This window comes from Bradyrhizobium sp. ISRA430, from assembly GCF_029909975.1.
In the GTDB taxonomy this organism is placed as follows: domain Bacteria; phylum Pseudomonadota; class Alphaproteobacteria; order Rhizobiales; family Xanthobacteraceae; genus Bradyrhizobium.
In genome coordinates, this window is the sequence record NZ_CP094516.1 from 398,970 (window position 1) to 420,500 (window position 21,531).

At 64.3% G+C, this 21,531-nt stretch carries 30 protein-coding genes; 28 read left to right on the forward strand and 2 right to left on the reverse strand.

What is annotated here, in order from left to right; translation table 11 throughout:
* The first annotated feature begins 5 nt into the window (after window positions 1–5).
* The 26 genes from rplB to MTX21_RS02260 all read left to right on the forward strand — a co-directional run bounded on the left by rplB (window position 6) and on the right by MTX21_RS02260 (window position 15,597).
* On the forward strand, window positions 6–839 hold the full coding sequence (rplB, locus tag MTX21_RS02135) for a 50S ribosomal protein L2 (RefSeq protein ID WP_280970300.1): 834 nt from the start codon (window positions 6–8) through the stop codon (window positions 837–839).
* Between the two features lie 12 nt (window positions 840–851).
* The gene (gene rpsS, locus MTX21_RS02140) at window positions 852–1,130 is read left to right on the forward strand and encodes a 30S ribosomal protein S19 (RefSeq protein WP_008136357.1); all 279 of its coding nucleotides are present in this window, start codon (window positions 852–854) and stop codon (window positions 1,128–1,130) included.
* A gap of 10 nt (window positions 1,131–1,140) precedes the next feature.
* The gene (rplV, locus tag MTX21_RS02145; protein ID WP_280970301.1) at window positions 1,141–1,527 is read left to right on the forward strand and encodes a 50S ribosomal protein L22; all 387 of its coding nucleotides are present in this window, start codon (window positions 1,141–1,143) and stop codon (window positions 1,525–1,527) included.
* A 20-nt stretch (window positions 1,528–1,547) separates the two neighbouring features.
* Window positions 1,548–2,267 (forward strand): 30S ribosomal protein S3, encoded by a 720-nt coding sequence (gene rpsC, locus MTX21_RS02150; RefSeq protein ID WP_027554155.1) that lies wholly within the window; start codon window positions 1,548–1,550, stop codon window positions 2,265–2,267.
* Between the two features lie 30 nt (window positions 2,268–2,297).
* Window positions 2,298–2,711, forward strand: a complete 414-nt coding sequence (gene rplP, locus MTX21_RS02155) for a 50S ribosomal protein L16 (RefSeq protein ID WP_008136349.1) — start codon at window positions 2,298–2,300, stop codon at window positions 2,709–2,711.
* Between the two features lie 5 nt (window positions 2,712–2,716).
* The gene (gene rpmC / locus MTX21_RS02160; protein WP_063701850.1) at window positions 2,717–2,923 is read left to right on the forward strand and encodes a 50S ribosomal protein L29; all 207 of its coding nucleotides are present in this window, start codon (window positions 2,717–2,719) and stop codon (window positions 2,921–2,923) included.
* A gap of 13 nt (window positions 2,924–2,936) precedes the next feature.
* Complete coding sequence (gene rpsQ / locus MTX21_RS02165; protein ID WP_280970302.1) at window positions 2,937–3,185, forward strand: 30S ribosomal protein S17; 249 nt, start codon at window positions 2,937–2,939, stop codon at window positions 3,183–3,185.
* A gap of 86 nt (window positions 3,186–3,271) precedes the next feature.
* A complete protein-coding gene (rplN, locus tag MTX21_RS02170; RefSeq protein WP_008549246.1) occupies window positions 3,272–3,640 on the forward strand; it encodes a 50S ribosomal protein L14 in 369 nt (122 codons plus the stop codon).
* Window positions 3,640–3,954, forward strand: coding sequence for a 50S ribosomal protein L24 (gene rplX, locus MTX21_RS02175; RefSeq protein ID WP_280970303.1), 315 nt, complete (start codon window positions 3,640–3,642; stop codon window positions 3,952–3,954). The genes rplN and rplX overlap by 1 nt, the downstream gene beginning before the upstream one ends.
* Window positions 3,947–4,504, forward strand: coding sequence for a 50S ribosomal protein L5 (gene rplE / locus MTX21_RS02180; protein ID WP_280970304.1), 558 nt, complete (start codon window positions 3,947–3,949; stop codon window positions 4,502–4,504). The genes rplX and rplE overlap by 8 nt, the downstream gene beginning before the upstream one ends.
* 46 nt (window positions 4,505–4,550) lie before the next feature.
* Window positions 4,551–4,856: a 30S ribosomal protein S14 gene (rpsN, locus tag MTX21_RS02185; protein ID WP_280970305.1), complete on the forward strand. Its 306-nt coding sequence runs from the start codon at window positions 4,551–4,553 to the stop codon at window positions 4,854–4,856.
* A 14-nt stretch (window positions 4,857–4,870) separates the two neighbouring features.
* A complete protein-coding gene (rpsH, locus tag MTX21_RS02190; RefSeq protein ID WP_280970306.1) occupies window positions 4,871–5,269 on the forward strand; it encodes a 30S ribosomal protein S8 in 399 nt (132 codons plus the stop codon).
* Window positions 5,270–5,285: 16 nt separating this feature from the next.
* Window positions 5,286–5,819, forward strand: a complete 534-nt coding sequence (gene rplF, locus MTX21_RS02195; RefSeq protein ID WP_280970307.1) for a 50S ribosomal protein L6 — start codon at window positions 5,286–5,288, stop codon at window positions 5,817–5,819.
* Between the two features lie 11 nt (window positions 5,820–5,830).
* A complete protein-coding gene (gene rplR, locus MTX21_RS02200; protein ID WP_027554160.1) occupies window positions 5,831–6,193 on the forward strand; it encodes a 50S ribosomal protein L18 in 363 nt (120 codons plus the stop codon).
* Window positions 6,194–6,240: 47 nt separating this feature from the next.
* On the forward strand, window positions 6,241–6,819 hold the full coding sequence (rpsE, locus tag MTX21_RS02205) for a 30S ribosomal protein S5 (RefSeq protein WP_063701840.1): 579 nt from the start codon (window positions 6,241–6,243) through the stop codon (window positions 6,817–6,819).
* A gap of 25 nt (window positions 6,820–6,844) precedes the next feature.
* Complete coding sequence (gene rpmD / locus MTX21_RS02210; protein ID WP_063682061.1) at window positions 6,845–7,039, forward strand: 50S ribosomal protein L30; 195 nt, start codon at window positions 6,845–6,847, stop codon at window positions 7,037–7,039.
* Window positions 7,040–7,055: 16 nt separating this feature from the next.
* Window positions 7,056–7,541 carry a 50S ribosomal protein L15 gene (rplO, locus tag MTX21_RS02215; RefSeq protein WP_280970308.1) on the forward strand — a complete coding sequence of 162 codons (486 nt, stop codon included), beginning with the start codon at window positions 7,056–7,058 and terminating at the stop codon, window positions 7,539–7,541.
* A gap of 149 nt (window positions 7,542–7,690) precedes the next feature.
* A complete protein-coding gene (secY, locus tag MTX21_RS02220; RefSeq protein ID WP_280970309.1) occupies window positions 7,691–9,025 on the forward strand; it encodes a preprotein translocase subunit SecY in 1,335 nt (444 codons plus the stop codon).
* Between the two features lie 278 nt (window positions 9,026–9,303).
* Window positions 9,304–10,161 carry an adenylate kinase gene (locus MTX21_RS02225; RefSeq protein ID WP_280970310.1) on the forward strand — a complete coding sequence of 286 codons (858 nt, stop codon included), beginning with the start codon at window positions 9,304–9,306 and terminating at the stop codon, window positions 10,159–10,161.
* 187 nt (window positions 10,162–10,348) lie between these two features.
* Window positions 10,349–10,717 (forward strand): 30S ribosomal protein S13, encoded by a 369-nt coding sequence (gene rpsM, locus MTX21_RS02230; protein ID WP_027574068.1) that lies wholly within the window; start codon window positions 10,349–10,351, stop codon window positions 10,715–10,717.
* A gap of 130 nt (window positions 10,718–10,847) precedes the next feature.
* Window positions 10,848–11,237 (forward strand): 30S ribosomal protein S11, encoded by a 390-nt coding sequence (gene rpsK, locus MTX21_RS02235; RefSeq protein WP_280970311.1) that lies wholly within the window; start codon window positions 10,848–10,850, stop codon window positions 11,235–11,237.
* A 111-nt stretch (window positions 11,238–11,348) separates the two neighbouring features.
* Entirely contained in the window at window positions 11,349–12,380 is a 1,032-nt protein-coding gene (locus tag MTX21_RS02240) for a DNA-directed RNA polymerase subunit alpha (protein ID WP_280970312.1), read from the forward strand.
* Window positions 12,381–12,503: 123 nt separating this feature from the next.
* Window positions 12,504–12,920 carry a 50S ribosomal protein L17 gene (gene rplQ / locus MTX21_RS02245; RefSeq protein ID WP_063682058.1) on the forward strand — a complete coding sequence of 139 codons (417 nt, stop codon included), beginning with the start codon at window positions 12,504–12,506 and terminating at the stop codon, window positions 12,918–12,920.
* A 196-nt stretch (window positions 12,921–13,116) separates the two neighbouring features.
* On the forward strand, window positions 13,117–13,905 hold the full coding sequence (locus MTX21_RS02250; RefSeq protein ID WP_280970313.1) for an SDR family oxidoreductase: 789 nt from the start codon (window positions 13,117–13,119) through the stop codon (window positions 13,903–13,905).
* A 10-nt stretch (window positions 13,906–13,915) separates the two neighbouring features.
* Entirely contained in the window at window positions 13,916–14,212 is a 297-nt protein-coding gene (locus MTX21_RS02255) for a DUF1330 domain-containing protein (protein ID WP_280970314.1), read from the forward strand.
* A 56-nt stretch (window positions 14,213–14,268) separates the two neighbouring features.
* Complete coding sequence (locus tag MTX21_RS02260; protein ID WP_280970948.1) at window positions 14,269–15,597, forward strand: chloride channel protein; 1,329 nt, start codon at window positions 14,269–14,271, stop codon at window positions 15,595–15,597.
* A gap of 3 nt (window positions 15,598–15,600) precedes the next feature.
* Here the strand turns inward: MTX21_RS02260 and MTX21_RS02265 are convergent, their stop codons facing one another.
* Together MTX21_RS02265 and MTX21_RS02270 are read right to left on the reverse strand one after the other, a co-directional pair.
* Window positions 15,601–16,614 (reverse strand): zinc-binding alcohol dehydrogenase family protein, encoded by a 1,014-nt coding sequence (locus tag MTX21_RS02265; RefSeq protein WP_280970315.1) that lies wholly within the window; start codon window positions 16,612–16,614, stop codon window positions 15,601–15,603.
* Window positions 16,615–16,816: 202 nt separating this feature from the next.
* A complete protein-coding gene (locus MTX21_RS02270; RefSeq protein ID WP_280970316.1) occupies window positions 16,817–18,430 on the reverse strand; it encodes an OprO/OprP family phosphate-selective porin in 1,614 nt (537 codons plus the stop codon).
* Window positions 18,431–18,748: 318 nt separating this feature from the next.
* Here MTX21_RS02270 and MTX21_RS02275 point away from each other — a divergent pair, with 318 nt between their 5' ends.
* A complete protein-coding gene (locus MTX21_RS02275; protein WP_280970317.1) occupies window positions 18,749–20,155 on the forward strand; it encodes a DegQ family serine endoprotease in 1,407 nt (468 codons plus the stop codon).
* On the forward strand, window positions 20,152–21,486 hold the full coding sequence (locus MTX21_RS02280) for a replication-associated recombination protein A (RefSeq protein ID WP_280970318.1): 1,335 nt from the start codon (window positions 20,152–20,154) through the stop codon (window positions 21,484–21,486). The genes MTX21_RS02275 and MTX21_RS02280 overlap by 4 nt, the downstream gene beginning before the upstream one ends.
* Window positions 21,487–21,531: the final 45 nt, after the last annotated feature.

Genomic DNA, 21,531 nt, shown 5'->3' on the forward strand with positions numbered 1-21,531 from the left:
CGACGATGGCACTGAAGACATTCAATCCCACGACGCCGGGCCAGCGCCAACTGGTCATGGTCGATCGTTCGGCCCTCTACAAGGGCAAGCCGGTCAAGACGCTCACCGAGGGCAAGCTGTCCAAGGGTGGCCGTAACAATACCGGTCGCATCACCGTGCGCTTCCGCGGCGGCGGTCACAAGAAGACGCTGCGCAACGTCGACTTCAAGCGCGAGAAGGTGGACGTTCCCGCCACCGTCGAGCGGCTGGAATACGATCCGAATCGCACCGGCTTCATCGCGCTGATCAAGTACCAGGACGGCGAGCAGGCCTACATCCTTGCGCCGCAGCGCCTGGCCGTGGGTGACACCATCGTCGCCGGCAACTATGTCGACGTGAAGCCGGGCAACGTCATGCCGCTGGGCAACATGCCGGTCGGCACGATCATCCACAACATCGAGACCAAGATCGGGAAGGGCGGCCAGCTCGCCCGTTCCGCTGGGACCTACGCCCAGCTCGTCGGTCGCGACCAGGACTACGTGATCATCCGCCTGAACTCGGGCGAGCAGCGCCTGGTCCACGGCCGTTGCCGCGGCACGATCGGTGCGGTGTCGAACCCGGATCACATGAACACCTCGATCGGCAAGGCCGGCCGCAAGCGTTGGATGGGCCGCCGCCCGCACAACCGCGGTGTCGCGATGAACCCGATCGACCATCCGCACGGCGGTGGTGAAGGTCGTACCTCGGGCGGTCGCCACCCGGTCACCCCGTGGGGCAAGCCGACCAAGGGCAAGAAGACCCGCACCAACAAGTCGACCAACAAATTCATTCTCCTAAGCCGCCACAAGCGGAAGAAGTAAGGAACGCCGGACATGGTTCGTTCAGTCTGGAAAGGCCCGTTCGTCGAGGGTTCTCTGCTCAAGAAGGCAGATGCCGCGCGCGCGTCCGGCCGTCACGACGTCATCAAGATCTGGAGCCGTCGTTCGACCATCCTGCCGCAGTTCGTCGGCCTGACCTTCGGCGTCTACAACGGCCAGAAGCACGTGCCGGTGGCGGTCAACGAGGAAATGGTCGGTCACAAGTTCGGCGAGTTCTCGCCGACCCGGACCTTCCACGGCCACTCCGGCGACAAGAAAGCCAAGAAGGCTTGAGGATTAAACGATGAGCAAAGCTAAGCGCGAACGGAGCCTCGCCGACAACGAGGCCAAGGCGGTCGCCCGGATGCTGCGGGTGAGCCCGCAGAAGCTCAATCTGGTCGCCCAGCTCATTCGCGGCCGGAAGGCGTCTGCCGCGCTCGCCGACCTGCAGTTCTCGCGCAAGCGGATCGCGGTCGACGTCAAGAAGTGCCTGGAGTCGGCGATCGCCAACGCCGAGAACAACCACGACCTCGACGTCGACGATCTCGTCGTGGCGCAGGCTTTCGTCGGCAACGGCCTCGTGATGAAGCGCTTTGCCGCCCGCGGCCGCGGCCGCTCGGGCCGTGTCTACAAACCATTTTCGCAACTGACGATCATCGTTCGTCAGGTCGAAGCCGAAGCGGCCGCCTAACGGGACGCGAGGAGAATACGATGGGTCAAAAGATCAATCCGATCGGTCTGCGTCTCGGCATCAACCGGACCTGGGATTCCCGCTGGTTCGCCGGCAAGCAGGAATACGGCAAGCTGCTGCACGAGGACGTCAAGATCCGCGAGATCCTGCACAAGGAGCTCAAGCAGGCGGCGGTCGCCCGCATCGTGATCGAGCGTCCGCACAAGAAGTGCCGCGTCACCATCCACTCGGCCCGTCCGGGCGTGGTGATCGGCAAGAAGGGCGCCGACATCGACAAGCTGCGCAAGAAGGTGGCGGACATCACCTCGTCCGACGTCGTCATCAACATCGTCGAGATCCGCAAGCCGGAGCTCGATGCGACGCTGGTGGCCGAGTCGATCGCCCAGCAGCTCGAGCGCCGCGTGGCGTTCCGCCGCGCGATGAAGCGCGCCGTGCAGTCGGCGATGCGTCTCGGCGCGGAGGGCATCCGTATCAACTGCTCGGGCCGTCTCGGCGGTGCCGAAATCGCGCGCATGGAGTGGTACCGCGAAGGCCGCGTGCCGCTGCACACGCTGCGCGCCGACATCGACTACGGCGTCGCGACCGCGTTCACGACCTTCGGCACCTGCGGCGTCAAGGTCTGGATCTTCAAGGGTGAGATCCTCGAGCACGATCCGATGGCCCAGGACAAGAGAATGGCCGAAGGTGAGGGTGGTGGTAGCGGTGGCGGCCGGCAGCGTCGCGACGCGGCCGCGGCCTGAAGCCAGACAGGAATTTGAGGGCTTAAAGCCATGATGCAACCTAAGAAAACGAAGTTCCGGAAGGCGCATAAGGGCCGCATCCACGGCGTTGCGTCTTCGGGCGCGACGTTGGCATTCGGCCAGTTCGGCCTGAAGGCGACCGAGCCTGAGCGCGTCACCGCGCGTCAGATCGAGGCCGCCCGCCGCGCGCTGACCCGCCACATGAAGCGCGCCGGCCGCGTCTGGATCCGCGTGTTCCCGGACGTTCCGGTGTCGAAGAAGCCGGCCGAAGTCCGCATGGGCTCCGGCAAGGGTTCGCCGGAGCTGTGGGTCGCCCGCGTCAAGCCGGGCCGGGTGCTGTTCGAGATCGACGGCGTCAACACCCAGACGGCGCGCGAGGCGCTGACCCTGGCGGCCGCCAAGCTGCCGATCAAGACGCGCTTCGTCGAGCGCATTGCGGAGTAGTGGCCATGGCCCAGATGAAGATCGAAGACATCCGCGCGATGAGCCCCGACCAGCAGGATGACGCCATCCTGAACCTGAAGAAGGAGCGCTTCAACCTGCGCTTCCAGCGTGCCACCGGGCAGCTCGAGAACACCTCGCGCCTGCGCGAGGCCCGCCGCGACATCGCCCGCATCAAGACCGTCGCCGCGCAGCAGCGCGCGAAGAAGAAGTAAGAGGCTTACGAAGATGCCGAAACGTACTCTGCAGGGCGTGGTCGTCAGCGACAAGCAGGCCAAGACCATCGTGGTGCGCGTCGATCGCCGCTTCACGCACCCGATCTACAAGAAGACGATCCGCCGTTCGAAGAACTATCACGCGCACGACGAGAACAACCAGTTCAAGCCGGGTGACGTGGTCTGGATCGAAGAATCGAAGCCGATTTCGAAGTTGAAGCGCTGGGTCGTGATCCGGGGCGAACAGAAGAAAAGCGCCTGAGCTGCCGGCATCTAGCCGACTGACTTCAGGGAAATGTTGAGCGCCGGCCAGGCTGGCGCAAAAGAGAAAGAGGACGAGGTGCATCAATGATTCAGATGCAGACCAACCTCGACGTGGCCGACAATTCTGGCGCACGCCGTGTCATGTGTATCAAGGTGCTCGGAGGTTCCAAGCGCCGCTACGCCACCATCGGCGACATCATCGTCGTCTCGATCAAGGAAGCGATTCCGCGTGGCAAGGTGAAGAAGGGCGACGTGATGAAGGCCGTGGTGGTGCGTGTCCGCAAGGACATCCGCCGCGCTGACGGTTCGGTCATCCGCTTCGACCGCAACGCCGCCGTCCTGATCAACAACCAGGCCGAGCCGGTCGGCACCCGTATCTTCGGGCCCGTGCCGCGCGAGCTGCGCGCCAAGAACCACATGAAGATCATTTCGCTCGCGCCGGAGGTGCTGTGATGGCTGCGAAGATCCGCAAGGGCGACAAGGTCGTCGTGCTGACCGGCCGTGACAAGGGCCGCACCGGCGAGGTGTTCGAGGTGCGCCCGGAGGCCGGCACGGCTCTCGTGCGCGGCATCAACATGGTCAAGCGTCACCAGAAGCAGACGCAGGCCCAGGAGGGCGGCATCATCTCGAAAGAGGCGCCGATCCAACTGTCCAACATCGCGTATCTCGGCAAGGACGGAAAGCCGACGCGCATCGGATTCAAGATTCTGGCGGACGGCAAGAAGGTCCGCATCGCCAAGAGCTCGGGAGCTGAGATCGATGGCTGACACCGCCTACGTGCCGCGCCTGCGCGCGGAATATGACGCGAAGATTCGCGGCGCGTTGACCGAGAAGTTCGGTTACGAGAACGTCATGCAGGTTCCGCGGCTGGACAAGGTCGTGCTGAACATGGGCGTCGGCGATTCCGTCAACGACCGCAAGAAGGCTGAGAACGCCGCCGCCGAACTGACCCAGATCGCCGGCCAGAAGGCGATCGTGACCTATTCGCGCATCGCGATCGCGACCTTCAAGCTGCGTGAGAACCAGCCGATCGGCTGCAAGGTCACGCTGCGCAAGGCCCGCATGTACGAGTTCATCGATCGCCTGGTGACGGTCGCGCTGCCGCGCGTCCGCGACTTCCGCGGTCTGAACCCGAAGAGCTTTGACGGCCGCGGCAACTATTCGCTCGGCATCAAGGAGCACATCATTTTCCCCGAGATCGACTTCGACAAGGTCACGGAAGCCCGCGGTATGGACATCACCGTCTGCACCACGGCCAAGACCGACGAAGAGGCGAGGGCCTTGTTGACCGCTTTCAATTTCCCGTTCCGGCAGTGAGACGCTGACCTAAAGCCTCTCAAACGCGGATACCCAGGAGCCAAGCATGGCAAAGAAGAGTTCAGTCGAGAAGAACAACCGGCGCAAGCGGATGGTGAAGAACGCCGCCGCCAAGCGCGAGCGGTTGAAGGCGATCATCGCCGACAAGAAGATCCCGATGGAGGAGCGGTTCGCCGCAACCCTGAAGCTCGCGGAAATGCCGCGCAATTCGTCGGCGACCCGCATCCGCATGCGTTGCGAGCTGTCGGGCCGTCCGCGCTCGAACTATCGCAAGAACAAGCTGTCCCGTATCGCGCTGCGCGAACTTGGCTCCAAGGGCATGGTCCCGGGCCTCGTGAAGTCGAGCTGGTAAGGAGGGTCGTTTAGATGTCTACGCACGATCCAATCAGCGATCTGATCACCCGCATCCGCAACGCGCAGATGCGCTCGAAGACCAAGGTCTCCACGCCCGGCTCCAAGATGCGCGAGAACGTGCTCGAGGTGCTGAAGTCCGAGGGCTACATCCGCGGCTACGCCACGGTCGAGCATTCCTCGGGTCGCAGCGAGATCGAGATCGAGCTGAAGTATTTCGACGGCGAGCCCGTCATCCGCGAGATCGAACGTGTTTCCAAGCCCGGGCGTCGCGTCTACGCCTCGGTGAAGAACCTGCCGCGGGTCAACAACGGGCTCGGCATTTCGGTGTTGTCGACGCCGAAGGGGATCATGGCCGACCACAGCGCGCGCGACGCGAATGTGGGCGGCGAAGTCCTCTTCACGGTGTTCTGAGAAGGATTTTCGATCCATGTCACGTGTTGGCAAAAAGCCTGTGACGGTGCCGTCGGGCGTTACCGCGACCGTCGATGGCCAGACCGTCAAGATGAAGGGGCCGAAGGGCCAGCTTCAGTTCATCGTCCATGACGACGTCGAGGTGAAGCTCGAGAACGGCCAGGTCAAGGTCAAGCCGCGGGTCGAGACCAACCGCGCGCGGGCGCTCTACGGCACCGCACGCGCCCAGGTCGCGAACCTCGTCGAGGGCGTCACCAAGGGTTTCGAGAAGAAGCTCGAAATCACCGGCGTCGGCTACCGTGCCGCGATGCAGGGCAAGAACCTGCAGCTCGCGCTCGGCTACAGCCACGACGTGATCTATCCGATCCCGGAAGGCATCACGATCGCCGTGCCGAAGCCGACTGAGATCATGGTGTCGGGCAGTGACGTCCAGCGCGTCGGCCAGGTCGCGGCTGAGATCCGCGCCTATCGTCCGCCGGAGCCCTACAAGGGCAAGGGCGTGAAGTACGCCGACGAATTCATCTTCCGCAAGGAAGGCAAGAAGAAGTAACGGAGCCGGTCATGTCGAAAGCCAAGGTTACGAATGCCCGGCGCAAGCGGAGTGTGCGGCTGAAGTTGCGCCGCTCCGGAGGCGGCCGTCCGCGCCTGTCGGTGTTCCGCTCGTCCAAGCACATCTACGCCCAGGTCATCGACGACCTGAAGGGCGAGACGCTGGCGTCTGCCTCTTCGCTCGAGAAGTCGATGCGCGACGGTGGCAAGACCGGCGCCGACATCGATGCGGCGAAGGCGGTCGGCAAGCTGCTGGCCCAGCGCGCCGCGGAGAAGGGCGTCAAGGAAGTCGTGTTCGATCGCGGCAGCTACCTCTATCACGGGCGCGTCAAGGCTCTTGCCGATGCGGCGCGTGAGAGCGGGCTGAGCTTCTAACAGAATTTGAGGATTGAGGCGTAAGCCTCTGAAGGATTGGAAAAACCATGGCAGCTGAACGCGAACACCGCGGCGGACGCGAACGGAGCAGGGAGCGCGAGGAGCGCGACAGCGAGTTCGTCGACAAGCTCGTCCACATCAACCGCGTGGCCAAGGTCGTCAAGGGCGGCAAGCGCTTCGGTTTCGCAGCGCTGGTCGTGATCGGCGATCAGAAGGGCCGCGCCGGCTTCGGTCACGGCAAGGCACGCGAAGTGCCTGAGGCGATCCGGAAGGCGACGGAAGCCGCCAAGCGCAATCTGACCCGTGTTTCGCTGCGCGAGGGCCGTACGCTCCATCACGACATCGCCGGCCGTCACGGTGCGGGCCGTGTGTACTTGCGTGCCGCTCCGGCCGGTACCGGGATCATCGCCGGCGGCCCGATGCGCGCCGTGTTCGAGACGCTCGGCGTCCAGGACGTGGTGGCGAAGTCGATCGGCTCGTCGAACCCCTACAACATGGTGCGCGCGACCTTCGACGCGCTGAAGCACCAGGATTCGCCGCGTTCGGTCGCAGCCCGCCGCAACATCAAGGTGTCCACCCTTCAGGCCCGTCGCATCGGCGGCGATGCCGAGGCGGCTGCGGACTAACGGAAGCTTTTCGGAGTAGACTCCCATGGCCAAGGCCGCAAAGACGATCAAGCTCGAGCAGACCGGCAGCGCGATCCGCCGCCATCACTCGCAGCGTTCGACGTTGATCGGACTCAAGCTCAACAAGATCGGCCGCGTGAGCGAACTGCCGGACACCCCGGCCGTCCGCGGTATGATCGAGAAGGTTCACCATCTCGTCCGCATCGTCGACGAGAAGTAAGACAAGGAGAAGGGCGATGAAGCTCAGCGATATCGCCGACAACGCCGGCTCGCGTAAGAAGCGCATGCGCGTCGGCCGCGGCATCGGTTCGGGCAAGGGCAAGCAGTCCGGCCGCGGCGGCAAGGGCCAGACCGCGCGTTCGGGCGTGCGCATCAAGGGTTTCGAAGGCGGCCAGATGCCGATGCATCGCCGTCTGCCCAAGCGCGGCTTCAACAACATCTTCCGCGTCGAGTTCGCCGAGATCAATCTCGACCGGCTTCAGGAAGCGGTCGATGCCAAGAAGATCGACGCCGGCAGCGTCGTGAACGCCGAGGCTTTGGTCAAGGCGGGCGTGCTGCGCCGCTCCAAGGCCGGCCTGCGGCTGCTCGGCCGCGGCGAGCTCAAGGCCAAGCTCAACATCGAAGTGCATGGCGCCTCGAAGTCCGCGATCGCGGCGGTCGAGAAGGCCGGCGGCTCGGTGAAGATCCTCGCGCCTGCCAAGGAAGAAGGCGAGGCAGCGTAACAACTGCGTCATTGGCCCGCGCCTGGCGGGCCTTTACGTATGCTGGACGTTGGACTTATCGAAGCCGAGCACCAGATAATGTCCGGCGTCCGCCCAAGTAGCCCGGCCGCGGGCATGACGGCGCAAAAAGCGGCGGGAGAAAGCCCAAGATGGTCTCAGCAGCGGAACAACTGGCAGCCAATCTGAATTTCGGCGCGTTTGCCAAAGCTGACGAGCTGAAGAAGCGCATCTGGTTCACCCTGGGTGCGATGCTGGTTTATCGGCTGGGCACCTACATCCCGCTGCCCGGCATCGATCCCAATATCTGGGAGCAGGTGTTCCGCTCCCAGGCGGGCGGCATCCTCGGCATGTTCAACATGTTCGCCGGCGGCGGCATTCACCGCATGGCGATCTTCGCGCTGAACATCATGCCGTACATCTCGGCCTCGATCATCATCCAGCTCCTCACCACCGTCTCGCCGCAGCTCGAGGCGCTGAAGAAGGAAGGCGAGGCGGGCCGCAAGACCCTGAACCAGTACACGCGCTACCTCACCGTGATCCTGGCCGCGTTCCAGTCCTACGGTATCGCGGTGGGCCTCGAGGGCGCGGGCAACGTCGTCAGCGACCCCGGCATGTTCTTCCGCCTCTCCACCACCATCACGCTGACCGGCGGCACCATGTTCCTGATGTGGCTGGGCGAGCAGGTGACTTCGCGCGGCATCGGCAACGGCATTTCGCTGATCATTCTGTCCGGCATCGTCGCCGAGCTGCCCTCGGCGCTCGCCAACATGCTGGAACTCGGCCGTCAGGGCGCGATGTCGACCGGCCTGATCCTGGTCGTGATCGTGATGGCGGTTGCCGTGATCGCCTTCATCGTGTTCATGGAGCGCGCCCAGCGCCGGCTGCTGATCCAGTATCCGAAGCGCCAGGTCGGCAACAAGATGTTCGAGGGCCAGTCCTCGCATCTGCCGCTCAAGCTCAACACTTCGGGCGTGATCCCGCCGATCTTCGCGTCCTCGCTGCTGCTGCTGCCGACGACGGTTGCGAACTTCAACGCCGGCAAGGGGCCGGAATGGTTCCAGTGGATCACCACCCAGCTCGGCCACGGCCGGCCGTTGTTCCTGTTCCTCTATCTCGCGCTGATCGTGTTCTTCGCCTTCTTCTACACCGCGATCGTGTTCAATCCGACCGAGACCGCGGACAACCTGAAGAAGCACGGCGGGTTCATTCCGGGCATTCGTCCGGGCGAGCGCACCGCGGAATATATCGACTACGTGCTGTCGCGCATCACCGTGGTCGGCGCGATCTATCTCGCGATCGTCTGTCTGATTCCGGAAATCCTGATTTCCTACGCCTCGGTGCCGTTCTATTTCGGCGGCACGTCGCTTCTGATCGTCGTTAGCGTCACCATGGACACGGTGGCGCAGGTGCAGGGCTATTTGCTCGCTCATCAATACGAGGGGCTGATTCGCAAGTCGAAGCTGCGCGGCGGACGCCGTCGCTGACGCACGGCGGCCCCTTCAGGCCGCCGATCGACGTGTCATCGATTCGCTGCGCGCACACGGCGCAGCGCCTATCGGGCCCGCGCTGAGCGCGCGATTGGCTCGGCCGAGCTGCTCTCACCGCCACGTCATCGCTGATTTCGCAGGCTTTCTTGGTGCCCCGCTGCTCGCTCCCCTATGATATGGGTGGCGGCGCAGCGCTGATTGTGGTTTGCACTGTTTGTTGATCTTCAAATGCAGGTGCGCGACGTATCGCTCACCAATCCGGGGGGCGTACGCCGATGAGAATTATACTTCTGGGACCGCCGGGGTCGGGCAAGGGGACCCAGGCGCAACTTCTGGTGCAGCGCTACGGCATCGTCCAGCTCTCGACCGGTGAGATGCTTCGCGCTGCGGTTGCGGCCGGCACGCCCATCGGCCTCAAGGCCAAGGAGATCATGGCCAATGGCGGCCTCGTCCCCGATGACGTGGTGGTTGGAATCATCTCCGACCGGATCGACCAGCCAGATGCCAAGCGCGGTTTCATCCTGGACGGCTTCCCCCGCACCGTGCCGCAGGCCGAGGCGCTCGACGAGCTCCTCAGGCACAAGCATCTCAAGCTCGACGCGGTGATCGAGCTGCGCGTCAACGAGAGCGCGCTGCTCCAGCGCGTCGAGACCCGTGTGGCGCAGATGCGGGAGCGCGGTGAGGAGGTCCGGGTCGACGACACTCCGGAAGTCCTGACCAAGCGGCTGGCCAGCTACCGCAGCCTGACGGAACCGCTGATTCACTACTATTCGGAGCGGCGGAAGCTCTCGACGGTCGATGGCATGATGGCCATCGACGAGGTCACCCGGGCCATCCATCGCCTCCTGCTAGCGCTCGGGGCCGTCGAGCCCAAGACGCACGCCAGAAGCGCGGCCAAGAGCACGGCCAGGAGCGCCGCCAAGGCAGGGGGCAAAAAGGCCGCCAAAACCGCTAAAAAGCCGGCGAAATCCGCCAAAAAGGCCAGCAAAGCCGCCGCAAAGGCCTCCAAGAAGGCTGCCAAGGGAGGCAGGAAGGCCGTGAAGAAGGCGGCCAAGAAAGCCGTCAAAAAAGCCGCGAAAAAGGCCTCGAAGAAGAGCCCAAAAAAGGTCACGAAAAAGCGAGCCAAACGCTAGCGGCGGTTGACGAAAGCCCCCTGAATCCCTTAATAAGCCCCGCATCCAAGTCGGATAGTTTCAGACGATGCCGGGCCCCAGGAAGACCGGGGGTGGGCGTCGTGTTCGCGTTTGTGAACACCTGCCCGAGAAAGCAAGCACTTAAAGCCCGATTCCTGACAAGGGATCGGCAACAGGAGAGAAGGCCGTGGCCCGTATTGCCGGCGTAAACATTCCCACCAACAAGCGCGTGCTCATCGCGCTGCAGTACATCCATGGCATCGGCCCCAAGATCGCCGGTGACATCATGGAGAAGGTGAAGATCCCCGAGGATCGTCGCGTCAATCAGCTCAGCGACGCCGAAGTGCTTCAGATCCGCGAAGTGATCGACCGCGACTATCTCGTCGAGGGCGACCTGCGTCGCGAGGTCGGCATCAACATCAAGCGTCTGATGGACCTCGGCTGCTATCGCGGCCTGCGGCATCGTCGCGGCCTGCCGGTGCGCGGTCAGCGTACCCACACCAATGCGCGCACGCGCAAGGGGCCGGCCAAGGCCATCGCCGGCAAGAAGAAGTAAATCTGCGGATAGGGAATGGCGAATGGCGAGTAGGGGTTTTCCCTATTCGCTATTCGCCGCTCACCATTCGCTTCCACAGGTGTAGCCGCTGGCATTACGGCGGCGTTTGAGATCTTCAGAAAGGGACTCAATGGGCAAGGAAGCCACCCGCGTTCGCCGTCGTGAGCGCAAGAACATCGCCTCCGGCGTCGCGCACGTGAACTCGTCGTTCAACAACACGACCATCACCATCACCGACGCGCAGGGCAACACGATCGCCTGGTCCTCCGCAGGCACGATGGGTTTCAAGGGCTCGCGCAAGTCGACCCCGTATGCGGCGCAGGTCGCGGCCGAAGACGTCGCCAAGAAGGCGCAGGAGCACGGCATGCGCACTCTCGAGGTGGAAGTTGCCGGTCCGGGTTCGGGCCGTGAGTCCGCGCTTCGCGCGCTGCAGGCGGCTGGCTTCACCGTCACCTCGATTCGTGACGTGACGACGATCCCGCACAATGGTTGCCGTCCGCGCAAGCGTCGGCGCGTTTGATGTGAAGACGCGGACGGTCTCGGCCCTCCGCGAAGACTTTTGCGAAGCCGCGGACGCGATCCGCGGCCTTCTTCAACGCCAGTATTTGAAGTGGCAAATTGACTGGCCTGTATGGGTGAAACAGTGACGATCCAGAAAAATTGGCAAGAACTGATTCGGCCGAACAAGCTCCAGGTAACGCCCGGCAGCGATCCGGCCCGTTTCGCGACCATCGTCGCCGAGCCGCTCGAGCGCGGCTTCGGCCAGACGCTCGGCAATGCGCTCCGCCGCATCCTTCTGTCCTCGCTCCAGGGCGCGGCGGTGCAGTCGGTGCACATCGACGGCGTGCTGCACGAGTTCTCCTCGATCGCTGGCGTCCGTGAGGACGTCACCGACATCGTGCTCAACATCAAGGACATCTCGATCAAGATGCAGGGCGAAGGCCCCAAGCGCATGGTCGTGAAGAAGCAGGGCCCGGGCGTAGTCACCGCCGGCGACATCCAGACGGTCGGCGACGTCACCGTGCTCAATCCCGACCTCCAGATCTGTACGCTCGACGAGGGCGCCGAGATCCGCATGGAGTTCACGGTCTCGACCGGCAAGGGCTACGTGCCCGCCGAACGCAACCGGCCCGAGGATGCGCCGATCGGCCTGATCCCGGTCGACAGCCTGTTCTCGCCGGTCCGCAAGGTCTCCTACAAGGTCGAAAACACCCGCGAGGGCCAGATCCTCGACTACGACAAGCTGACCATGACGATCGAGACCAACGGCGCGATCTCGCCGGATGACGCGGTGGCCTATGCGGCGCGCATCCTGCAGGATCAGCTCAACGTGTTCGTCAACTTCGAAGAGCCGCGCAAGGAAGTCGCCCAGGAGATCATCCCGGATCTCGCCTTCAACCCGGCCTTCCTCAAGAAGGTGGACGAGCTCGAGCTGTCGGTGCGTTCGGCCAACTGCCTGAAGAACGACAACATCGTCTACATCGGCGATCTCGTGCAGAAGAGCGAGGCGGAAATGCTCCGCACTCCGAACTTCGGCCGCAAGTCGCTGAACGAGATCAAGGAAGTGCTGGCCCAGATGGGTCTGCACCTCGGCATGGAAGTGCCGGGCTGGCCGCCGGAGAACATCGACGAGCTCGCCAAGCGCTTCGAGGATCACTACTGATCCGATTTCACCGTCGTGGCCGGAGATTTCCGGCCACGTTTCTTAATGGGCGAACGCAGGAAGCCCACCTGAGCAACTGGTCCGACGAACCGTCGCGGCAGTTCAAACGTAAGGAGTAGTCACATGCGTCACGGCAAGGTTCATCGGAAGCTCAACCGCACGGCCGAGCATCGCCGCGCGATGTTCGCCAACATGGCGGCCTCGCTGATCAAGCACGAGCAGATCGTCACCACGCTGCCCAAGGCCAAGGAGCTTCGCCCGATCGTCGAGAAGCTCGTCACCCTCGGCAAGAAGGGCGGCCTGTCGCTCCGCCGTCAGGCGATCGCCGAGCTGCGCGACGTCGACATGGTCAAGAAGCTCTTCGACACGCTCGCCACCCGCTACAAGGACCGCCAGGGCGGCTACACCCGCATCATCAAGGCCGGCTTCCGCTACGGCGATAACGCCGCGATGGCCGTGATCGAGTTCGTCGATCGCGACGTCGACGCCAAGGGCCAGGACTCCGGCCCGGTGCAGGAGAAGGAAGCCGAGGCGGCATAAGCCGGGCGGCATCAGGTTTCGAAAGCGGCGCCCTTGGGCGCCGCTTTTTTGTTGGCCGTTTGTCGAAGATCAATGGTGTCGTCCTGGCGAATGCCAGGACGACGAGGTGGAGCGTTCTGCTCACGCATCAGTGAGTGCGGATTGCGGCTGCTTGGGCCGCGTCCGATATCTCCATCGACATCAATGGAGATGAGACATGAAGCTCGACCTTTCCGGAAAGACTGCCCTCGTGACCGGCTCGACCGCCGGCATCGGCCAAGCCATCGCCAAGGGGCTTGCTGCCGCCGGCGCGAGTGTCGTGGTCAACGGGCGCGGCCAGGACAAGGTCGATGCCGCCGTCCGCAAGCTGGAAGGGACGGGCGCCAAAGTCCGCGGCATCGCCGCGGACGTGTCGACCGCAGCGGGTTGCAAGGCACTTGTTTCGGCGCTGCCGGAGGTCGACATCCTCATCAACAATGCCGGCATCTTCGAGCCGAAGGATTTTTTTGAAATTCCCGACGAGGACTGGAGCCGCTTCTTCGAGGTCAACGTCATGAGCGGCGTGCGGCTGTCGCGCGCCTACTTGAAGGGCATGCTCAAGCGCAATTGGGGCCGCATCGTCTTCATCTCCTCGGAGTCAGGGCTGAACATTCCCGTCGAGATGATCCATTACGGTATGACCAAGACGGCGCAGCTCTCGGTGGCGCGCGGGCTCGCGCAGCTCACGCGCGGCACCGGCGTCACCATCAACTCCGTGCTGCCGGGCCCCACCATGTCGGAGGGGGTCGAGACTTTCGTGAAGGATCTCGCGAGGCAGAACGGACAGTCGGTCGACGAGGCCGCGGCCAATTTCGTCAAACAGCACCGTCCAAGCTCGCTGCTGCAACGCTTCGCCAGCGTCGACGAGATCGCCAACATGGTTGTCTATGTCGCTTCGAAGGAGGCCTCCGCGACCAACGGCGCGGCGCTCCGCGCCGAGGGCGGCATCGTCAACACCATCGCCTGAGTCGATGCGCGTGGCCGCTTATGTGATCTCCGAAGTCGAGATGCGCGATGTCGCAAGCTTCGAGGCCCATCGCACGCTCGCCGCTAAAACCATCGCGCAATACGGCGGCCGTTACCTCGTCCGTGGCGGCGCTGCCGACGTGGTGGAGGGCGGCCCGCCACCGAGAACCATCATCATCGTGGAATTTCCGTCGATGGCGCGGGCACGCGAATGGTACGCCTCGCCGGAATATGCCGAGGCATTGAAGCTGCGGCGGACAGCGCTGGAGCGGCGGCTGCTGTTCGTGGAGGGCGTGGTTCCGGCCTAGCTGGTCTGCTCGCTTTTCAGCTTCAAATCGCGGCACGACCGGTTAAAGATCGATTGATGATCACGGCTCGGTCTATCCGCAACAAACGTCTCTTCAAGGTCACCTCTGCCCGATGGCAGCGGAGGGCGATCTTCCTGCTGGGCGGAATTGTCGTCGGCGCCGCGGCCGTGGCGCTGGCGCAGCTCGCCGACCTCGCCCAGGACGCCTTCAGGCTGCTGCTCGCGCAATCGCGCTACGCCGTCCTGCTGGTGACGCCGCTTGGCTTCATGCTGTCGGCTTTCCTCACCATCCGGCTGTTTCCCAACGCCCAAGGCAGCGGAATTCCGCAGGCCATCGCCGCGCGCCACCTGAACGATCAGACCGAGCGGGAGCGGCTCGTCTCCTTGCGGGTTGCCGCCGGCAAGATGCTTCTAACCTTGTTCGGCCTGTTGTGTGGCGGCTCCGTCGGACGGGAAGGGCCGACGGTGCAGGTCGGCGCATCTGTCATGTTCGCGCTCGGACGCGTGTCGCCGAGGCGTCAACCCGGATTGATTCTGGCTGGCGCGGCGGCGGGCGTCGCCGCCGCCTTCAACACCCCGTTGGCGGGCATCGTGTTTGGCATCGAGGAAATGAGCCGCGCCTTCGAGACGCGCACCAGCAGCCTCATCATCGCCGCCGTCATCGCAGCAGGCCTGACGTCCTTGGCACTGATGGGCAACTACACCTATTTCGGCAGTAGCGCGATGTCGCTGGCCCGCGGCGTCGACTGGCTGGCGGTCCCGGCCTGCGGCGTCGTTGGGGGCGTCGCCGGTGGACTTTTCAGCCGCATCGTTATCACCATGGCGCGGGGGCTCGCCAACCCGATCGGTCGTGCGATCAAGGCCCACCCGCTGTGGTTCGCGCTCGTTTGCGGGTTTGCGGTTGCGATCTGCGGCCTGGTGTCCGGCGACACCATCTACGGCACGGGCTACGCGCAGGTGAAGCAGGCGCTGGAGCATGGCTCGCCGCTGCCGCAGGACTTCGGCGGCCTTAAATTACTCGCGACGACCTTTGCGGCGGTCAGCGGCATACCCGGCGGCATCTTTTCGCCGTCACTGGCCGTCGGCGCCGGCCTCGGCAGCAACGTCGCGCTCCTTTTCCACGACGCGCCGATCGGCGCAATCATGCTGCTCGGCATGGTCTCCTATTTTGCCGGCGTGGTGCAGGCGCCGATCACGGCCTTCGTGATCGTCACCGAGATGACCGACAATCACGCCATGGTGGTACCGCTGATGACGGCGGCGTTGATCGCCCACTTCGTCTCGCGGATGATCTGTGAGGAGGGGATCTATCACGCGCTCGCCAAGGGCTTTGTCGAGCGGGCGACGCGTCCCCCCGAGGGGGCAGCGTCGCCCGCTTCGCAGTGAGGATTACCACCCCTCCAGCACGATCTTGCCGCGCGACTTGCCGCTTTCCAGCAGCGCATGCGCGCGCTTGAGGTTGGCGGCGTTGATCGTGCCAAAGGTCTGGTCGAGCGTGGTGCGCAGCACGCCCTTGTCGATGAGGTCGGAGACGTCGTTGAGCAGTTGATGCTGCGCGATCATATCCGGCGTCTGGAACGAGGAGCGCGTGAACATCGATTCCCAGTGAATCGAGATCGCCTTGCCCTTGAATGCGCTCACGTTGAATTCCGGTGGATCGTCGATCAGGCCGAACCGACCCTGCGGCGCCATGAACTCTGCGATCGCCTTGTAGTGCTGGTCAGTGAAGGTGAGGCTCGCCACCAGTGCGACCGGCGGCAGCCTCAAGCTCTCGATCTGCTCCTTCATCGGCTTGCCGTGGTCGACCACCGCATGCGCGCCGAGATCGAGGCACCATTTCTGTGACTCCGGCCGCGTCGCGGTCGCGAGCACCGTCAGCCCGGTGAGGCGGCGGGCGAGCTGGATCAGGATCGAGCCGACGCCGCCGGCGCCACCCGTGATCAGAAGCGTCCGGGGATCGACGCTTCTACCCGGCACGGCCCCGAGCCGGTCGAACAGCAGCTCCCATGCGGTGATGGAGGTGAGGGGAAGGGCCGCGGCCTGCGCGAAGGACAGGCTCTTCGGTTTGCGGCCGACGATGCGCTCGTCGACGAGGTGGAATTCCGCGTTGGTGCCCTGGCGAAGGATCGAGCCGGCGTAGAACACTTCATCGCCTACCTTGAACAGCGTGACGTCGGGCCCGACGGCATCGACTACGCCGGCCGCGTCATAGCCAAGGATCTTGATCTCGCCCTCGGGCGGGGCGGCGCGCTTGCGCACCTTGTAGTCGACCGGATTGGCCGAGATCGCCCTCACAGCGACACGGATGTCGCGCCCCTTCGGCTCGGGCGTTGTGGTCTCGAAATCGATCAGTGCCTCCGCATCCTCGATCGGAAGCGATTTTTTGTAGCCGACGGCCTTCATGGCTTGTCTCCATCAGATGGCGTGACGTTCTCGGTGTCGTCCCCGACTAGTGCGCCATTGCGCACGCGGAGGCGGGGCCCATAACCAGAGTTGTGTTGCTGCGAAAGCTCCAACTGCGAACCCTTCGGAACAACAACTCAGGCCTGTGGTTATGGATCCCGGGCTCGCGCTTTTCGCGCGCCCCGGGACGACGCGTGAGAGCCTAGAACGCGAACTGCGTGCGCATTGCGATCGCGTCGAACTTCGAGCCGACGTCCGCGGTCGAGACCGGCGAGGCCTGCTTGGAGACGGTGCCATGCAGGTAGTCCAGCATGAACCGCACGTTGCCGTTGACGTACCAGTTGAGCGCGAGCGTGTAGACGGTCTGCCGTCCGCCGGCGATGCCGGCCGGGGTTGCGAGCTGATTGTTGAGGTCGATCGTCGAGAAGCGCCCCGCGATCTCCCACGCGCCCCAGCCGCCGCCGTCGAGCGAGAACGGATGCGCCGGCTTGACACCGTTATAGGCCGCGTTCGCCGCATTGTAAGTCCGGCTCTCACCTGTCAGCACATAGCCGGCCTGGGCATAGCCGCCCTGGAATTTCAAGCTCGGCAAGCCGGTCGGTACCACTGATGTATTCGCGCCGCGATCGACATTGTACCAGAAATACTCTCCCTGCAGGATGAGAGGTCCATAGGTCGCCGCCGCTTCGAGGCTGTAGACCTGCGCACCTGACACATTGGCGATAGCGCCGGTCGAGACCAGCGTGGTCGGATCGAGGCGCAATTCCGGGCGGTCGCTCAGTGTGAGCGTCTGCGTATTGGCGATCAGATTGCGCGGCGGCTGGATCAGCCACTCCGCATCGGCGCCGAGGTGGATCGAGTAGTCCTTGCCGCTGACGACCTGGCCGGCAACGCGGGCGACAGCGCCATATTGCTCGGACGTGCCGGCCGGTGACGTGCTCGAGGCGGAGTGGATCGCGCCGGTCGACGGTCCCGTGACATAGCCGCCGATCCAGAGCACGTCGTTGTACCAGCGCGTGCCGGCCGCTGAGCGGAAGTCGCCGGCGGCGATGTTGGTGGCGATCACGCCCGGCGAGGCGCGTTCCATGAACATGATGTCGTTGGAGCTCGTGGCCTCATCCATCGTGTAGGGCAGGTCCATTATGCCGGCCTCGATCGCCATCTTGCCGCCGAACGGCTTGAGGCCGGTGTAGCTGAGATAGGCGTTCTCGACGCCGGACACGCCGCCGCCCGGCAGCGATCCCGGCGCCGCACCGCCAAATCCGTCGGACGAGCCGCCGAAATCGTAGATCAGCGCGAAATTCCAGTCGTTGAAGAATTTGCCGGTAACGCCGATGCGCGCACGGCGGACGTTCTCGCCGCTGTCGAGCTTCTGCGGCACCGTTGCCGCCGTATTGGGACGATAGTCATAGCCGCCGACGTCCCAATGCAGGCGGCCGGTGATCGCGACACAGTTCGCCTGGTCGGCGGTGCAGATCGTCGGGCGGTTGTTCGGCATCGTCACCACGACGCCCGACGCCGGCACCGTCGCCTTCACCGGTACCGCCGCATTGGCATTTGCGATCGCGGCTTTCGCCTCCGATCTTGCTTCGGCTTTGGCTTCGGCCTTCGCTTCGGCCTTGGCTTTCGCCGTGGCCGCCGTGTTCGCCGCGGTCTGACTTTGGAGCTTGTCGAGCTTCTGCTCCAGTATTTTCAATTGCTGCTTCAGGAGTGCGATCTCCTGTTCGCTGCTGCTTGCCGATTGGGCCTGGGCCTGCGAGGCCGCCAGCGCGCCGGCGAGACCAATCGCCGTGGCCGCAATTCTTGTCCTGCTCACGTCAGCACTCCATCGGTTGATGAACTTCCTTCCCCAAGTCGCAACGGGAGAGCCTAAGAATGATCGATGACTGCCCCGCGACGGCGCGCCAACGGCTGCGGTTCCCACTGATGCAAATTCGCCGCAACCGAATCCACCATCGGACAGCATGCAAGATGACGGATGTCATGCCAATCCGTGCCGCCAAGTAAAATGAGATGGCGCACGCAGAACTTGCAGGCCGCCTTGGGCGAGGGAGGGGGTGAATATTGCGGCGCGGCGCCCTTCTATTGGCGAGCGAACACGCCTATATTCCGGCGTCTTTTCCGAGAGGTAGGAATGTTTCGACCGATCTGTATCGCTGTCATCACGGGATTGTGCATCGCCCTTTCGGGCAGCCTTGATCCGGCCTCCGCGCAGGACCGCCGGGTGCCGTCCTCGATGGCGGAGCTGCGACTGTCCTATGCCCCGATCGTGCAGCGGGTACAGCCGGCGGTCGTCAACGTCTATGCGGCCAAGGTGGTGCAGAACCGCAACCCGCTGCTGGATGATCCGATCTTCCGCCGCTTCTTCGGCGTGCCGGGCCAGCAGCCCGAGCAGATGCAACGCTCGCTCGGCTCCGGCGTCATCGTCGACGCATCCGGCCTCGTCGTCACCAACGTCCACGTCATCGAGGGCGCCGACCAGGTGAAGGTGTCGCTGTCAGACAAGCGCGAATTCGAGGCCGATATCGTGCTGAAGGATTCCCGCAGCGATCTCGCCGTGCTGCGCATCAAGGACGCGAAGGAGAAATTCCCCACGCTCGACTTCACCAATTCGGATGAATTGATGGTCGGCGACGTCGTGCTCGCGATCGGCAATCCCTTCGGCGTCGGCCAGACCGTGACCCACGGCATCATTTCGGCGCTGGCGCGCACGCAGGTCGGCATCACCGACTACCAGTTCTTCATCCAGACCGACGCGGCGATCAATCCAGGCAATTCCGGCGGCGCGCTGGTCGACATGAACGGTAGGCTCGCCGGCATCAACACTGCGATCTATTCGCGCTCCGGCGGCTCGCAAGGTATCGGCTTTGCCATTCCCGCCAACATGGTGCGCGTCGTCGTCGCCTCCGCCAAGAGCGGGGGCAAGGCGGTGAAGCGGCCGTGGCTCGGCGCGCGGCTGCAGGCGGTGACGCCCGACATCGCCGACAGCCTCGGCCTGCGCTCGCCGACCGGAGCGCTGGTCGCAAGCGTTGTTCCGAACGGTCCCGCCGCAAAGGCAGGGCTGAAATCCTCCGATCTGATCGTCGCGATTGATGGTCAGAGCGTGGATGATCCCAACGCATTCGACTACCGGTTCGCTACGCGTCCGCTCGGTGGCACGGCACAGGTCGACGTGCAGCGCAACGGCAAGCCGCTCAAGCTCACGGTGGCGCTGGAGACGGCGCCCGACGCCGGCCGCAACGAGCTCGTCATCACCGCGCGGTCACCGTTCCAGGGCGCTAAGGTCTCGACCATCACGCCGGCTGTGGCCGATGAGCTACATCTGGACGCCGACACCGAAGGTGTCGTCGTCACCGATATCGGCGGCGATACCGCGGCCGCGAATGTCGGCTTCCAGAAGGGCGACATCATTCTGGCGGTGAACAACCAGAAGATCAGCAAGACCGGCGACCTGGAGAAGGCGGCCGGCGAACGCCAGCGGATCTGGCGCATCACGCTGGTGCGCGGCGGCCAGCAGATCAACGTCACGCTGGGCGGATGAGTCCGAAACGACCAGAGACGCCAACTCTCTTTGCCGCGGCGGGGCTCGATCAGGAAGCTCCTCGTCCGCTGCCGGACCGACTGCGTCCGCGCGCGCTGTCGGAGGTCGTCGGCCAGGACCACATTCTCGGGCCCGACGGCGCGCTGACGCGCATGCTGGAGACGCGCACGCTCGGCTCTCTGGTGTTCTGGGGCCCGCCCGGCACCGGCAAGACCACGGTGGCGCGGCTGCTTGCCGACGCGACCGACCTGCACTTCGAGCAGATTTCCGCGGTGTTCTCCGGCGTCGCCGACCTGAAGAAGGCGTTCGACGCCGCACGTGCCCGGCGCGAGATGGGCAAGGGCACGCTGCTGTTCGTCGACGAGGTGCACCGCTTCAACCGCGCGCAGCAGGACTCTTTCCTGCCCGTGATGGAAGACGGCACTGTGGTGATGGTTGGCGCCACCACCGAGAATCCGTCCTTCGAGCTCAACGCCGCGTTGCTCTCCCGCGCGCGCGTGCTGGTGTTTCATTCGCTTGACGCCGCCGCGATCGAAAAGCTGTTCGCGCATGCGGAAGCGATCGAGGGCAGAAAGCTGCCGCTGGATGCGGAGGCGCGTGCCGCACTGGCGCGCATGGCCGATGGCGACGGCCGGGCCGCGCTGACGCTGGTTGAAGAAGTCTGGCGTTCGGCGCGGGCAGGCGAGAGCTTCAATGCCGCGCAGTTGCAGGACATCCTGCAGCGCCGCGCCCCGATCTACGACAAGTCGGCCGACGGCCACTACAACCTGATCTCGGCGCTGCATAAATCGGTGCGCGGCTCCGATCCCGATGCCGCGCTCTATTACCTCGCCCGCATGCTCGATGCCGGCGAGGATCCGCTGTTCCTGGCGCGCCGTGTCGTGCGCATGGCGGTCGAGGACATCGGGCTTGCCGATCCGCAGGCGCTCGTCATCGCCAACGCGGCGAAGGACGCCTTCGATTTCCTCGGTCATCCCGAAGGCGAGCTCGCGATCGCGCAGGCGGTCGTCTATCTCGCCACCGCGCCGAAATCGAATGCCGTCTACACCGCCTTCGGCGCCGCCGTGCAGACCGCAAAGCAGGCCGGCTCGCTGCTGCCGCCAAAGCACATCCTCAACTCGCCGACCAAGCTGATGAAGTCGGAGGGCTACGGCACCGGCTATGAATACGACCACGACGCGCCTGACGCCTTCTCCGGCCAGGATTACTTCCCCGAGGCATTGGGACGCCAGACCTTCTACGACCCGCCGGAACGCGGCTTCGAGCGCGAGATCCGGAAACGGCTGGAATACTGGGCCAAACTGCGCAAGGAGCGGGGCGGCTCGCGCTGAAAACGGCCATTTCGTCGTGACGAAAGGCCGCTTTTAGGCTACGCA

Bases quoted from the DNA above. Each gene is read 5' to 3' on its own strand.
- rplB (WP_280970300.1), top strand. From the start codon at position 6: ATGGCACTGAAGACATTCAATCCCACGACGCCGGGCCAGCGCCAACTG.
- rpsS (WP_008136357.1), top strand. From the start codon at position 852: ATGGTTCGTTCAGTCTGGAAAGGCCCGTTCGTCGAGGGTTCTCTGCTC.
- rplV (WP_280970301.1), top strand. From the start codon at position 1,141: ATGAGCAAAGCTAAGCGCGAACGGAGCCTCGCCGACAACGAGGCCAAG.
- rpsC (WP_027554155.1), top strand. From the start codon at position 1,548: ATGGGTCAAAAGATCAATCCGATCGGTCTGCGTCTCGGCATCAACCGG.
- rplP (WP_008136349.1), top strand. From the start codon at position 2,298: ATGATGCAACCTAAGAAAACGAAGTTCCGGAAGGCGCATAAGGGCCGC.
- rpmC (WP_063701850.1), top strand. From the start codon at position 2,717: ATGGCCCAGATGAAGATCGAAGACATCCGCGCGATGAGCCCCGACCAG.
- rpsQ (WP_280970302.1), top strand. From the start codon at position 2,937: ATGCCGAAACGTACTCTGCAGGGCGTGGTCGTCAGCGACAAGCAGGCC.
- rplN (WP_008549246.1), top strand. From the start codon at position 3,272: ATGATTCAGATGCAGACCAACCTCGACGTGGCCGACAATTCTGGCGCA.
- rplX (WP_280970303.1), top strand. From the start codon at position 3,640: ATGGCTGCGAAGATCCGCAAGGGCGACAAGGTCGTCGTGCTGACCGGC.
- rplE (WP_280970304.1), top strand. From the start codon at position 3,947: ATGGCTGACACCGCCTACGTGCCGCGCCTGCGCGCGGAATATGACGCG.
- rpsN (WP_280970305.1), top strand. From the start codon at position 4,551: ATGGCAAAGAAGAGTTCAGTCGAGAAGAACAACCGGCGCAAGCGGATG.
- rpsH (WP_280970306.1), top strand. From the start codon at position 4,871: ATGTCTACGCACGATCCAATCAGCGATCTGATCACCCGCATCCGCAAC.
- rplF (WP_280970307.1), top strand. From the start codon at position 5,286: ATGTCACGTGTTGGCAAAAAGCCTGTGACGGTGCCGTCGGGCGTTACC.
- rplR (WP_027554160.1), top strand. From the start codon at position 5,831: ATGTCGAAAGCCAAGGTTACGAATGCCCGGCGCAAGCGGAGTGTGCGG.
- rpsE (WP_063701840.1), top strand. From the start codon at position 6,241: ATGGCAGCTGAACGCGAACACCGCGGCGGACGCGAACGGAGCAGGGAG.
- rpmD (WP_063682061.1), top strand. From the start codon at position 6,845: ATGGCCAAGGCCGCAAAGACGATCAAGCTCGAGCAGACCGGCAGCGCG.
- rplO (WP_280970308.1), top strand. From the start codon at position 7,056: ATGAAGCTCAGCGATATCGCCGACAACGCCGGCTCGCGTAAGAAGCGC.
- secY (WP_280970309.1), top strand. From the start codon at position 7,691: ATGGTCTCAGCAGCGGAACAACTGGCAGCCAATCTGAATTTCGGCGCG.
- MTX21_RS02225 (WP_280970310.1), top strand. From the start codon at position 9,304: ATGAGAATTATACTTCTGGGACCGCCGGGGTCGGGCAAGGGGACCCAG.
- rpsK (WP_280970311.1), top strand. From the start codon at position 10,848: ATGGGCAAGGAAGCCACCCGCGTTCGCCGTCGTGAGCGCAAGAACATC.
- MTX21_RS02240 (WP_280970312.1), top strand. From the start codon at position 11,349: ATGGGTGAAACAGTGACGATCCAGAAAAATTGGCAAGAACTGATTCGG.
- rplQ (WP_063682058.1), top strand. From the start codon at position 12,504: ATGCGTCACGGCAAGGTTCATCGGAAGCTCAACCGCACGGCCGAGCAT.
- MTX21_RS02250 (WP_280970313.1), top strand. From the start codon at position 13,117: ATGAAGCTCGACCTTTCCGGAAAGACTGCCCTCGTGACCGGCTCGACC.
- MTX21_RS02260 (WP_280970948.1), top strand. From the start codon at position 14,269: ATGATCACGGCTCGGTCTATCCGCAACAAACGTCTCTTCAAGGTCACC.
- MTX21_RS02265 (WP_280970315.1), bottom strand. From the start codon at position 16,614: ATGAAGGCCGTCGGCTACAAAAAATCGCTTCCGATCGAGGATGCGGAG.
- MTX21_RS02275 (WP_280970317.1), top strand. From the start codon at position 18,749: ATGTTTCGACCGATCTGTATCGCTGTCATCACGGGATTGTGCATCGCC.
- MTX21_RS02280 (WP_280970318.1), top strand. From the start codon at position 20,152: ATGAGTCCGAAACGACCAGAGACGCCAACTCTCTTTGCCGCGGCGGGG.